The following is a 12,370-nucleotide window of genomic DNA, read 5'->3' as shown; positions in this document are numbered from 1 at the left end:
GCTCGCTTGCCCACCGGGGTCAGGCGAATAGGCATTCGTCCGTCCCGGCAGAATTCATGTTATCGTTACCATCCGCCTCGCAGGGAGGCAATCGGCTTCCGGTCAGGCCTCGACACCCTCGGCTTCGAGGAGAACGGCCACGCCCGGCAATTCCTTGCCTTCCATCCACTCCAGGAAGGCACCGCCCGCCGTCGAGATGAAGGTGAAATCATCGGCCACACCGGCCTGGTTCAATGCAGCGACCGTGTCGCCGCCACCGGCCACCGCGACCAGATCGCCGGACTTGGCCATCTTGGCCGCGTGCTCGGCAGCCGCCACAGTTGCCGTGTCGAAGGGCTTGGTCTCGAAGGCCCCCAGCGGACCGTTCCAGATCAGCGTCTTGGCGCTTTCCATCGCGAGCGACAGGGCCACGACGGTCGCCGGACCGCAATCCAGGATCATTTCATCATCAGCCACATCCGTGACGGCCGCCAAGCGGGTGTCCGGATTGGGCTTGAATTCCTTGGCCAGAACGACATCGCTCGGCAGCATCAGCTTGCAGCCGGATTCCTCAGCCGCGGCGAGGATGGCGCGGGCCGTGTCGACCAGATCCTTCTCGCACAGGCTGGCCCCGACTTTCACGCCCTGCGCATGCAGAAGCGTGTTCGCCATGCCGCCACCGACGAAGAGGATGTCGACCTTCTTCACCAGATTCTGCAGGAGATCGATCTTGGTGGAGACCTTGGCACCGCCCACGAGAGCAATCACCGGACGCTGCGGCGCTTCCAGGGCGGCGACCAGATGGTCGATCTCGCGCTGCATGGCCAGGCCGGCGAAGGCCGGCAGGAGCTGGGCCACGCCCTCGGTGGAGGCATGGGCGCGGTGGGCCGCGGAGAAAGCATCGTCAACATAGAGATCGCCAAGTTCGGCCAGGAGCTGGGCGAAGGCCGAGTCATTCTTCTCTTCACCGGCATGGAAACGCGTGTTTTCCATCAGCATCACGTCGCCGTCTTCCAGATCGGCGACGGCAGAGGCGGCGTGCTCACCCACGGTTTCCGTGCAGAAGCTGATCGCTTCACCCAGAAGGTCGGCCAGCGGCTGGCAGACCGGTTCCAGCGACATTTCCGGCACGACCTGTCCCTTGGGACGGCCGAAATGCGCCAGCAGGACGACTTTGGCACCCGCCTCGGTCAGGTATTCGATGGTCGGCAGGGCCGCGCGCAGACGGGTATCGTCCGTCACTTCGCCATCTTTCATCGGCACGTTGAAATCGACGCGGACAAGCACGCGCTTGCCGGCGACGTCAGCATCCTGGATGCGGCGGATCTCGGTCATGTCGTCCAGCCCTGTCAGTTCGGCTTACAGAAAGCGGCCCATGGCGACCGCGGTATCGATCATGCGGCAGGCAAAGCCCCACTCATTGTCATACCAGGTCATCACGCGGGCGAGGCGCTCATCGATCACCTTGATCTTGTCGATGGCGACGATCGAGGAACGGCTGTCATGATTATAGTCGATGGAGACGAGCGGGATGCTGTCATAGCCCAGCACGCCCTTCATCGGACCATCGGCCGCGGCCTTCACGGCTTCGGCCAGTTCCGCTTCCGTCGTCGCACGGCCCGGCGTGAAGACCAGATCGATCAGCGAGACATTCGGGGTCGGCACGCGCACCGCGGCACCGTCCAGCTTGCCAACGAGTTCCGGCAGGACCAGGCCGACAGCCTTGGCGGCACCGGTCGAGGTCGGGACCATGGACATGGCCGCGGCGCGGGCACGGTGCAAATCCTTGTGATTGCGGTCCAGGGTCGGCTGGTCGCCCGTATAGGCGTGGATCGTGGTCATGTGACCGCGCTCGATACCCACGGCATCATTGAGCACCTTGGCCACCGGGGCCAGACCATTGGTCGTGCAAGACGCGTTGGAGACGACGAGGTCGTCGGCGGAGAGCTGGTCGTGGTTCACACCGTAGACGATGGTCTTGTCCGCATTCTTGGCCGGGGCCGAGCACAGCACCTTCTTGGCGCCGGAGCCTTCGATGTGGGCCATCGAGGCTTCCTTGGAATTGAACTTGCCGGTGCATTCCAGGACGATGTCGATGCCCAGATCTTTCCAGGGCAGCTGGCTGGGATCGCGGTTGGAGACTTTCTGGATCTTGCCGAAGCCGGCATCGATCCAGTCATCGCCCACCTTGATCTCACCCGGATAGCGGCCGTGGACACTGTCATAGGTCAGCAGGTGCGCATTGGTCTCGGGCGTCGAGCTGTCATTGATGGCGACAACTTCAATCTCGTCCCAGCGCTTGTTTTCCAGGACGGCACGCAGTGCCAGGCGGCCAATACGGCCAAAACCGGTGATCGCGACGCGAAGAGCCATGCTTTTCATCTCCTTGACAGCCACCGGATCTGCAAACCAGTCCGGCAAATCTGGCGCGGATTTAGCGGCCTTTCCCGCCCCCGTCCACCGATGGAGTGTGACGAAATCCCGGAAAACGGAAGTTTTTCATTTTCTGATGCAGGCGCGCCAATCATTCGAGCACGGATCAAGGTGCGCAAAATATAGATCGCGCTTTGTCATAAGCTGGCGAAATATTACCCATGATAACGCTACCGGGGCCAGCACGCTCGCCGCAGCGGTACGGATCGCAGTCACAATGTGCTGTTTTATTTTTGAATCAGCGTCTCGGCAGCCTGTGGCGCAGGCCGGGACTTGAATTACGGCCGCCCCCTTGCGAGAACCCTTGGTCAATTGATCAACACGTCGAGGGCAGACGTACATGAAAGTTATCGTTCTTGGTGGAGACGGCTTCTGCGGATGGCCGACGGCGCTTCACCTTTCCAATCTGGGCCACGACGTGGTCATCGTGGACAATCTGTCCCGCCGCAAGATTGATGTGGAACTCGAAGTCGAGAGCCTCACACCGATCCGTCCGATGTCGGAACGACTGGCGGCCTGGAAAGAGGTTTCCGGTCGCGACATCAAATTCGTGAACATGAATATCGGCAAGGACTACCAGGAACTGGTGGACCTGATTGCCGACGAGACGCCGGACACGATCGTCCATTTCGCCGAACAGCGCGCCGCGCCGTACTCCATGAAGTCGGCCCGCCACAAGCGCTATACGGTCGACAACAACCTCAACGCCACCAATGACGTGCTCGCCGCCATCGTCGAGAGCGGCCGCGACATCCATCTGGTCCACCTCGGCACGATGGGCGTCTATGGCTATGGCACGGCCGGGATGAAAATTCCCGAGGGCTATCTCAAGGTGAAGATCGAAACGGATGAAGGTCTCAAGGACCAGGAAATCCTCTACCCGGCCAATCCGGGCTCGATCTACCACATGACGAAAACCCAGGATCAGCTCTTCTTCCATTTCTACAACAAGAACGACCAGGTGAAGATCACCGATCTCCACCAAGGCATCGTCTGGGGTACGCAAACGGAAGAGACCAAGCGCGATGAGCGCCTGATCAACCGGTTCGATTATGATGGCGATTACGGCACGGTGCTGAACCGTTTCCTGATGCAGGCCGCCGTGGGCTATCCGATGACCGTGCATGGCACGGGCGGCCAGACCCGCGCCTTCATCCATATCCAGGACACGGTGCGTTGCGTCCAGCTGGCGGTTGAGAACCCGCCGCAGCATGGCGAAAAGGTCCGCATCATGAACCAGATGACCGAGACGCACCGCGTCCGCGATCTGGCCAAGATGATTGCCGATCTGGCCAATGCCGAGATGCAGCTGGTCCCCAATCCGCGCAATGAGGCGGACGAGAACGACCTGCACGTGGAAAACGACACCTTCCTGCAGATGGGCCTGAAACCCACCACGCTGGCCGACGGCCTGATGGAAGAAGTTACCGACATCGCCCGCAAATATGCCGGGCGCTGCGACAAGACCAAAATCCCGTGCATCTCCTATTGGGGCAAGGGCCGCGAAGAGGCTGCCGCCAAGCCGGAAGCCGAAACGACCGCTGCCGAATAGGTCTGTCACGATATCGAATGCGAAAAGGGCGCCCGTTGCGGCGCCCTTTTTTGTTGCTGGTCCAACCGCCCCCACTTAGAACAACACGCAGAACGTGTGGGGGCGCTCGTGTCCAAATTTCCGGGATCCAGCATGCTGGCTTGTGTACTGGCCCTGGTCGGCACGACGGCGGGGAATGCTCAACCTGTTCAGTCAATTGCTGTTTCGCATCCGGTCGAACAGAACACGCTCGTTCTGCAAATGACAGAAGTTGACCTGTCCGCCGAACGATTGCCGCCTCTGGTCGTTTTGCTGGGAGGCTCCGATGGCGGGCTTTGGTTTGGTCAGATCGGCGTTGATCTGACGCGCGCCGGCTACTCCACGCTCAGCCTTTCCTATTTTGGACATGAGCTACAGTCATCCCACTTGATCGAACGCCCGCTCGAACCGATCGCTGATGCCTTGGCGCAAGCGCGCCGCTCGAGAAATGCCCACAATCGGTGCATCGCCATCATTGGCGCGTCCAAGGGTGGCGAGCTTGCCCTTCTTCTGGCGGCCTATTCAGGCGAGCTGTCCATCAACAACACCCCATTGGCAGACGCCTATGTCGCCGCCTCCCCCAGCCATGTTGTCTGGCAATCACCCCACATCACACTACGATCGCGTTCCAGCTGGTCCATTGCGGGCGAACCTCTCGACTTCGTCCCGCACCCCTGGCTGTCCCGGCATCTGCCGGACGTGTTTTTTGATCGCTGGCGCGTGGGCCGATACCTGCAGGATGCCTTGCAGAATGAGCGCGCCGTGAGCCGGGCGATGATCCCGGTCGAAAACATCACCCAACCCACCCTGATGCTGGCCGGCGAACTCGACGAGATGTGGCCGTCCGCCGATATGGTTCGTGCCGCCAACGCGCGCCTGGAAAGACGGGCACCGACGGCGCCCGTCTCTGCCGACATCCGTCAGCTCAATCACTTCGTTCTTTCGGATGAAGACGCCCGCGCGACCGCCATCACATTCATCAGCGAGACACTGTCTGCATCCATCGCCGGGGGCCAGTGCGACGCGGACCTGCCGCAAGGCCCCTAACCCTCCAGCACGCCGACCATATTCTCCAGGAACCCGCAGCATTCCTGAAGCTGGCTGATCGCCACGAATTCATCCGGCTGGTGAGCCTGGCTGATCGAGCCGGGGCCGCAGACCACGACGGAGAGGCCCGCTTTCTGGAACTGCCCCGCCTCGGTGCCATAGCTGACGACACGGGTGGAATTGTCCCCGGTCAGCTGGCGCGCCAGGCGCTCGGCCAGACCATTTTCCTCGGGCGCGAAAGCCGGCACGTCGGAGCGCACGGAAATCTCGATCTTCGCTTCCGGCGCGGCTTTGCGCATCTCGGCCTCAATGCCGGCCGCTTTCTCGCGCAGACGCTCGGCCAGGCCGTGCGGATCATCCCAGGGGCAGGGCCGCATCAGCGTTCCGAACTCGCAGTCCAGCGCCAGGATGTTGAGCGCCGTCCCGCCCTTCACCTCGCCGATCGTCAGCGTGCCATAGGGTGGGCTGAAAAGGCTGTCCGCCGGAGCCGCGGCTTCCATTTTCGCGGCTTCCTCGACCAGGAAATTCATCAGCGGCACGGCATGGGTCACCGCGCAGGCGCCATCCTTGACCAGGGAGGAATGCGCCTCGCGTCCGCGCAGCTTCACCACCATGGAGAAGAGGCCCTTGTGCGCCGTGACGACTTTCATGTCGGTCGGCTCACCGACCACAACCATGGCCGGCTTGATCGGGCCTTCCATGATCCGGTCGATCAGGGCCGGTGCCCCCAGACAGCCAACCTCCTCATCATAGGAGAGCGCGATATGGATGGGTTTTTGGAGATCGGCCGCCGCCATTTTCGGCGCCAGCGCCAGGATGCAGGCCGAGAAGCCCTTCATGTCGCACGTGCCGCGGGCATAGAGCTTGCCATCACCCTTGTCCGTCAGCACCCACGGGTCAGACGTCCAGGGCTGACCATCAACCGGCACGACATCCGTATGCCCCGACAGGATCACCCCGCCGTCCACGGCCGGACCAAAGCGGGCGTGCAAATTGGCTTTTAGCCCATCATCAGAAGGGATGCGCTCACACACCGCGCCGAGCGCGGTCAGCTTGGCCTCGACATGGTCGATCAGGGCCAGATTGCTGTTTCGGGAGGTCGTGTCGAACGCGACAAGCTCGCGCAATTCGTCGATGGCGGTATCGAGATGGGTCATGCCTCTCGTCTGGCAAGGCCGATGACCGCCGTCAACGGATTTTGCGGTCCTCGCCTGCCCTCGCCAACCGTCTGATCACACCTGGGGCATCGGCACGACACTGTCGACCGAGAAAGTGGCATAGAAGGTTTCCACCAGGGGGAGCGTCACCGGATAGGCGTAATCCACCTGGATCCGGCCGATCGGCACGGCGCCGGTATCATCGACCTGGAAGGCTACCTCGACCTGGAGGTCCTCGCCCATCTCGGCGAGATCGGTCTGGATGATCTGGGTCAGGGCCGAGGCGTCGACACTGGCATCGATCATGGCGGTACGGACAGCCCGCTCAGCGATCCATTGCACGGTGGAGCCCTTGTAAAGCGCCAGCGAGACCTGGATCACGCCAATGATCATGAAGATCAGTGCCGGGGAGATCAGGGCAAATTCCAGGGCGCCGGCCCCGGAGCGGTCGCGGCCGAAACGCCGCAGAAGGTTCCAATCAGCGCGCACGGACAACCTCCTCCACACTCACTTCATACTCACCGAACACGCCGGTGAAATAAGCCGTAGCTTCCAGCTCATGCACAATGTCCGGCACACTGCCGTCCGGGCAAAGCTGGCCGCAGGGCGCATCGGCTTCCGCGCACAGGCAGCACTTCACCACGGTGACAGCGGCATTTTCCGGACGATTGGTCCAGGATCGGTTCACGATCGAGATGGCTTCATCAATATCCTCGCCGCCCGCCATGAAATACTGGGCCCCACCCCGCACGGCGGCATGCAGGTCGGTTCGGTCATAGGTCATCCGGCCCAGATCGAACACGCCCAGAAGGAGCGCGGCGAGCACGGGAACGATCAGCGAGAATTCCACCGCAGCCGTGCCGGCCTTGGAGGCACGGAAAGCGGACAGGGTCTGCAGGATTTGGGGAAAGAAACGTGTCATCAGCATCACTCCACCAAGCGGACATCGCCAGGGATTTTCGGGAAGGTCAGGCCAACGCCTGTGCAGTCGGTCGTGATATTGGCATTGCCGCCGATCTCGACCGTATAGCCGACCAGTTGCATGCAGCCTTCCTGGCCGGAGAAATCGCCCAGAAAGCTGATATCGCTGGCAGGCGTGTAGATAGCGCCCGTGATCAAGCTATCGGCCGTGCCGTTGAAGACATGATCGACACCATAATCATCACGATCCCCGAAGAAGACGAGACCGGCATAATCACCGGTGCTGGGCGCCGAAAGCTGAACCGTGGCGCCGCCATTGAAGCGCGCCCGGGCACCGTCGGTGAAATAGAAGGTCACACCCTCGCCATAGACATTGGCCTGGGCACCGATCCGGAAGTCACCGCCATCAATGACATAGACACCCGGTTCGAACTCGTAATCGCCGGACAGGTTCAGACCATTGCAGAAGCGCTTCACGCCTGAGGCTCCGGCACTGACCGTGACCAGCCCGCCATTCGGGCCGCCGCCACCGCCATTGATATTGGAACAGGAGGACGGCAGCGTCGGCGGCGGCACATCCTCATAGGGATCCTGCGCGCGCGGCAGATTGACCCGCGCCTCGCGACAATCGGTCAGCGTATAGCCAGCGCTGCCACTCACATCGAACCCGCCCACCGAATTGATGCAGGGCGTCAGCACCTCGGTGGACCCGCGCAGGGTCACCGCATCCTCCGCGATCGAGTTGGACATGATCTCGCAGGCAATCATCGCCACATTGGACGAGCCGAACAGGTCGATCGCCGCGCCGGCATCCGGGCTCAGAGCCAGCAGGCAGGCGTCGCTTTCTTCCTGATAGGTCGCCACGGCGCGCACCGACACGGTCAGCGGTTCCTGGGAGATGATCGAGGAGAAAAAACGCGGCAGGGTCTGGCTCAGCACGACTTCCATGGAACGGCTGTCCTGGTAGTTGCCGGACTGGGGCGGCGACATGGCGTTGATCACACCGGCAGTTGCCATGAAACCGTGCAGCCGGGCCTCCGCGGCGGCTTCTTCGCGGGCCTGGGTGACCGGTTCGTGATTGCGCAGGGAGACAGCGCCGGCATAGGCGGCCAGGTCGGCAGCGGTCTGGGCTTCGCGTTGACGGTATTGCCAGAATCCCACTTCCACGCCGAGGCCGGCGCAGCCCATGACGATGGGCAGGCAGAGGGCAAAAACGACGGTGGTATTGCCGCGGCGGTTTTTGAGCCAGTTGGTGATCATGGTGGCGACCCGGTGAAACATGCTCCGGATTATCGCGCTGATTCCTTCGCCGGACGTGAAACCCGGAGGCCCATTTTTCGGAAAGATTTCAAGGGTTTTAGATCAAAATAGAATGATTTTAACGCATTGATTTCATGAGGGTTTTTCGGCGGTTATCCAGACCTTTACCCAAGCCATGGATTGCCGGTGCGACCCGGCCCAACCCATGCGAGCATCCCGCGCAATGACCGCTTAATTTAATGAAACCGGATGCCCACGCTTTCACACCTTGCCGACAGGCTGATCCGCCGCTTTGCCCGCGACCATTCGGGCAATGTCGCGATGATCTTTTCGCTTCTCCTGGTCGCCCTGGCGGTCCTGGCCGGTGGCGCCGTGGATCTCAACCAGGCCATGAATGCGCGCACCCGTCTGTCCCAGGCACTGGATGCTGCCGCCCTGGCCGTCGGCGTGCAGACCGATATCAGCACCGAGAGCGCCACCGTGCTCGCTACCAATTTTGTGACGGCGAACTATCCTGCCCGCGAGATCGGCTCGGTTCGCAATCTCACCGTGACGCAGGACCGGGTGAATGACCGGGTCACCGTCCAGGCCGAGGCCGCGGTTGATACGCTCTTTCTGGGCCTGATCGGGATCGAGGAATTGACCGTGCACTGGGAGAGCGAGGTCCAGCGGGCCCGCAGTGCGCTGGAACTCGTCATGGTGCTGGACAATACCGGCTCGATGGGCGGATCGAAGATCGAAAGCCTGCGCAATGCCGCCCAGCTGCTCACCGAGATCCTGTTCGAGAGCTCCGACCCGGGCCGGCTCCATATCGGACTGGTACCCTTTTCCTCCACCGTGAATGTGGGCACCCAGTATGAGCGCGAATGGTGGCTGGACCCGGACGGGCTGAACCCGCTGCACAGCGAGAATTTCACCCCGGCGGCCAATCGCTGGGACATGTTCGATGCCGTGAGAAACCGCGATTGGGGCGGCTGTGTCGAGGCCCGTGCCATTCCGCATGATATCGAGGATACGCTGCCCGATCCCGGGCGGCCGGAAACCCTCTTCCTGCCCTATTTCGCACCGGATGAATCCGATCGCGGCTCCTACTCCAATGACTATATGGATGACCAGATGGGCGGGTATGACGAGCGCGCCCGCATGCGCAACAGTGCCAAATATCCCGGGGAACGCGCCAGCGGTGCCGGGCCGAACTGGGGCTGTTCCGCACGTCCCATCACGCCTCTGACGGACCGCCGGACGACCATCGACACGGCGATCGGAAACATGATTGCCAGCGGCACGACCAATATCCCGATCGGGGTGAGCTGGGGTATCCGCGTCCTCTCCCCGCAAGCCCCCTTCACCGAAGGCGTGGCGTTTGATGATGAGGAGACCATCAAGGCGATGGTGATCCTGACCGATGGCGACAATGTCATGACCGGTCGGTCCAACCAGAATTATTCCGACTATTCCGGCTATGGCTATTCGCGGGACGGGCGGCTGGGCGTGGTCTCGTCGAGCTCCTCCACGCTGGCCGACGCGCTGGATGACCGGCTGGCGGACGCCTGCGACTATGCAAAATCCCTCGATATCCGCGTCTACACGATCACCTTCCAGGTCTCGTCGAACACGACCCGCAACATGATGCGCGACTGCGCTACCACGCCCTGGCTGTATTATGACAGCCCGTCGGAAGAGGCCCTGCGCGAGGCGTTTGAGATGATCGCCGGCGATCTGACCAATCTGCGCCTGTCCCGCTAAAGCGCCCGCGCTGTTAACCGGAAGGAAACCCTGCGAAATAACGGGACCTTAATGCACATCCGCTAGAATTTTACCGATTAGAGGTGGGATTCTGCCATGGCCTTCAAACGGCTGGTTTCGAAATTCGGGGACATGCTCGGCAATCGCCGGGGCAATGTTGCCATGATTTTTGCGCTCTCCCTGCTGCCGGTGACCCTGTTGTCCGGCGGTGCTGTGGATCTGAGCCAGGCCATGAATGCGCGCTCGCGCCTGTCCCAGGCGCTGGATGCGGCAGCCCTGGCTGTCGGCGTGAACACATCGCTGTCGAATGAAGACGCGATGGAAATCGCGAACAATTTCATTTCCGCCAATTATCCCGGCCGTGAGCTGGGCACGGTGGTCGATGTCGCCGTCATCATTGATGACGAGAATGACAGCGTCATGGTGTCCGGGGCCGCGCGCGTGCGTACGACCATGCTGGGCCTGGCGGGGATCGACTACATCACCGTGCACTGGGAAAGCGAAGTCCAGCGGGCCAGAAGCCGCCTGGAACTCGTCATGGTGCTGGACAATACCGGCTCGATGGGCGGGTCCAAGATCCGCTCCCTGCGCGACAGTGCCGAACTGTTGACCGAGATCCTCTATGACGCCGCCGATGAAACCGGTGATGTGAAGATCGGCCTTGTGCCCTTCGCGGCCACCGTGAATGTCGGCACGGAATATGAGCGTGACTGGTGGCTCGACCCGGATGCCCTCTCGCCGCAGCATGGCGAATGGGGTGGCAATACGGTCGAGGTGGAGACCTGCACCGGCTGGGGCTGGCGCCGCACCTGCACGACCGAGGAATACCAGATCAATCACTGGGATCTGTTCGACCAGATCCGGAACTCGTCTTGGCAGGGCTGTGTCGAGGCCCGGGCCATCCCCTATGATATTGACGACACGCCGCCGTCCAACAGCCGGCCGGAAACCCTGTTCGTGCCCTATTTCTCGCCGGACGAGCCGGACAATGGGCGTTTCAGCAATTCCTATCTGAACGACCAGACGTCAGGTGGTGTCGGTGAGCGCCTAGTCTACATGCCCAAATATGACGGCGCTTCGGCCCAGAACCGCTACACGAACCGCTCCTGCACCACGACGCCGATCACGCCGCTGACCACGAATGAGCGCACGGTCCAGAACGCGATCGACGCCATGGACGCCAGCGGCACCACGAACATCCCGAACGGAATTGGTTGGGGCGTGCGCGTGATTTCGCCGGGCATGCCCTTCACCGAAGGCGTCAGCTGGGATGAAGACGAAGTCATCAAGGCGATGGTGATCCTGACCGATGGCGACAATGTCATGTCCGGTCGCAACACCAACCTCATGTCCGACTATGAAGCCTATGGCTACGTCACCGATGGACGCCTGGGCGTGCGCAGCTCCAGCGGCAATGTGCTGAACCGTGAATTGAATGAGCGCACCGAAGCGGCCTGCGACTATGCCAAATCCCTGGGCATTCGCGTTTACACGATCACCTTCCAGGTCTCTTCGTCCTCGACGCGGCAGCTGATGGAAGACTGCGCCACGCATCCGAGCCTGTATTTCGACTCGCCGTCGAACGAAGCCCTGACATCGGCCTTTGAGACGATCGCCTCGGACCTGACCAATCTGCGGATTTCGCGCTAGGCGAGGCGGTTATTCCGCCCCGTCCTCAGCGTCATCTTCAACGCCGGGCAGATCAACCAGCTCCAGCTCGAAGACCAGCGCCTGGTTCGGCCCGATCGGACCGGTTCCGCGCGCGCCATAGGCCAGATTGCCCGGGATATAGAGTTCCCAGCTTTCCCCTTCGCGCATCAGCGGAAGCGCCTCGACCCAGCCCGCGATCAGACGGTCGGAGGGGAAGGTCGCCGGCTCACCGCGCGTGCGCGAACTGTCGAACACTTCGCCATTGGGGAATTGTCCCGTGTAGTGGACGGTGACCAGATCGCCGCGTTCCGGCGAGGGTCCCTCATCCACCGACTGACGGATCCGGATGATAAGGCCGGACGGCAGTTCATAGACGCAACGCTCTTCAAGAATCTGGGCCAGATAGGCCTCGGAGGCTTCCGTATTGGCAGCCCCGACCCGGCTCGAAGCCGGACCATCGACCGTCAGGATGGCGGTGCTCTCCGGCGTACTGCAGCGGCGTGCCGCCGCCAGGATTTCTTCCGGGGTTTCCGGTGGCGCACTGCTGCAGGCGACAAGGGCCAGGGCCGGCACAGCGGCCAGAAGGGCAAATTGCGGTCTCACAGGC

The 12,370-nt window shown here is 61.9% G+C and carries 11 protein-coding genes; 4 read left to right on the top strand and 7 right to left on the bottom strand.

Annotated elements, in window-relative coordinates; all coding sequences use genetic code 11:
• Window positions 1-102: 102 nt before the first annotated feature.
• Together I0K07_RS03780 and gap are read right to left on the bottom strand one after the other, a co-directional pair.
• On the bottom strand, window positions 103-1,314 hold the full coding sequence (locus I0K07_RS03780; RefSeq protein WP_203291500.1) for a phosphoglycerate kinase: 1,212 nt from the start codon (window positions 1,312-1,314) through the stop codon (window positions 103-105).
• A 24-nt stretch (window positions 1,315-1,338) separates the two neighbouring features.
• Window positions 1,339-2,352, bottom strand: coding sequence for a type I glyceraldehyde-3-phosphate dehydrogenase (gap, locus tag I0K07_RS03775; RefSeq protein ID WP_203291499.1), 1,014 nt, complete (start codon window positions 2,350-2,352; stop codon window positions 1,339-1,341).
• A 400-nt stretch (window positions 2,353-2,752) separates the two neighbouring features.
• Between gap and I0K07_RS03770 the strand changes: the two genes are divergently transcribed.
• Entirely contained in the window at window positions 2,753-3,964 is a 1,212-nt protein-coding gene (locus tag I0K07_RS03770) for an NAD-dependent epimerase/dehydratase family protein (RefSeq protein WP_203291498.1), read from the top strand.
• A 132-nt stretch (window positions 3,965-4,096) separates the two neighbouring features.
• Complete coding sequence (locus I0K07_RS03765; RefSeq protein WP_203291497.1) at window positions 4,097-5,029, top strand: acyl-CoA thioester hydrolase/BAAT C-terminal domain-containing protein; 933 nt, start codon at window positions 4,097-4,099, stop codon at window positions 5,027-5,029.
• Here the strand turns inward: I0K07_RS03765 and argE are convergent.
• From argE to I0K07_RS03745, 4 genes are all read right to left on the bottom strand, one after another.
• Window positions 5,026-6,186: an acetylornithine deacetylase gene (gene argE / locus I0K07_RS03760; RefSeq protein ID WP_203291496.1), complete on the bottom strand. Its 1,161-nt coding sequence runs from the start codon at window positions 6,184-6,186 to the stop codon at window positions 5,026-5,028. The genes I0K07_RS03765 and argE overlap by 4 nt on opposite strands.
• A gap of 75 nt (window positions 6,187-6,261) precedes the next feature.
• The gene (locus I0K07_RS03755) at window positions 6,262-6,675 is read right to left on the bottom strand and encodes a TadE/TadG family type IV pilus assembly protein (RefSeq protein ID WP_203291495.1); all 414 of its coding nucleotides are present in this window, start codon (window positions 6,673-6,675) and stop codon (window positions 6,262-6,264) included.
• On the bottom strand, window positions 6,665-7,108 hold the full coding sequence (locus tag I0K07_RS03750; RefSeq protein ID WP_203291494.1) for a TadE family protein: 444 nt from the start codon (window positions 7,106-7,108) through the stop codon (window positions 6,665-6,667). Before I0K07_RS03750 ends, I0K07_RS03755 begins: the two co-directional genes overlap by 11 nt.
• 5 nt (window positions 7,109-7,113) lie before the next feature.
• Entirely contained in the window at window positions 7,114-8,367 is a 1,254-nt protein-coding gene (locus tag I0K07_RS03745) for a pilus assembly protein TadG-related protein (protein WP_203291493.1), read from the bottom strand.
• Window positions 8,368-8,616: 249 nt separating this feature from the next.
• On the opposite strand from I0K07_RS03745, the gene I0K07_RS03740 reads away from it, so the two are divergent.
• Together I0K07_RS03740 and I0K07_RS03735 are read left to right on the top strand one after the other, a co-directional pair.
• Entirely contained in the window at window positions 8,617-10,113 is a 1,497-nt protein-coding gene (locus tag I0K07_RS03740) for a TadE/TadG family type IV pilus assembly protein (RefSeq protein WP_203291492.1), read from the top strand.
• Window positions 10,114-10,209: 96 nt separating this feature from the next.
• Window positions 10,210-11,763 carry a TadE/TadG family type IV pilus assembly protein gene (locus I0K07_RS03735; RefSeq protein WP_203291491.1) on the top strand — a complete coding sequence of 518 codons (1,554 nt, stop codon included), beginning with the start codon at window positions 10,210-10,212 and terminating at the stop codon, window positions 11,761-11,763.
• A gap of 9 nt (window positions 11,764-11,772) precedes the next feature.
• Here the strand turns inward: I0K07_RS03735 and I0K07_RS16085 are convergent, their stop codons facing one another.
• Window positions 11,773-12,366, bottom strand: a complete 594-nt coding sequence (locus I0K07_RS16085) for a BamJ family beta-barrel-assembly machinery protein (protein WP_203291490.1) — start codon at window positions 12,364-12,366, stop codon at window positions 11,773-11,775.
• Between the last annotated feature and the right edge of the window lie 4 nt (window positions 12,367-12,370).

Origin of the sequence: Maricaulis parjimensis, assembly GCF_016817355.1 — a bacterium.
GTDB classification, from domain to species: domain Bacteria; phylum Pseudomonadota; class Alphaproteobacteria; order Caulobacterales; family Maricaulaceae; genus Maricaulis; species Maricaulis parjimensis.
Note: the sequence above shows the minus strand (reverse complement) of the source record. Positions and strands in the feature narration are given on the sequence as shown.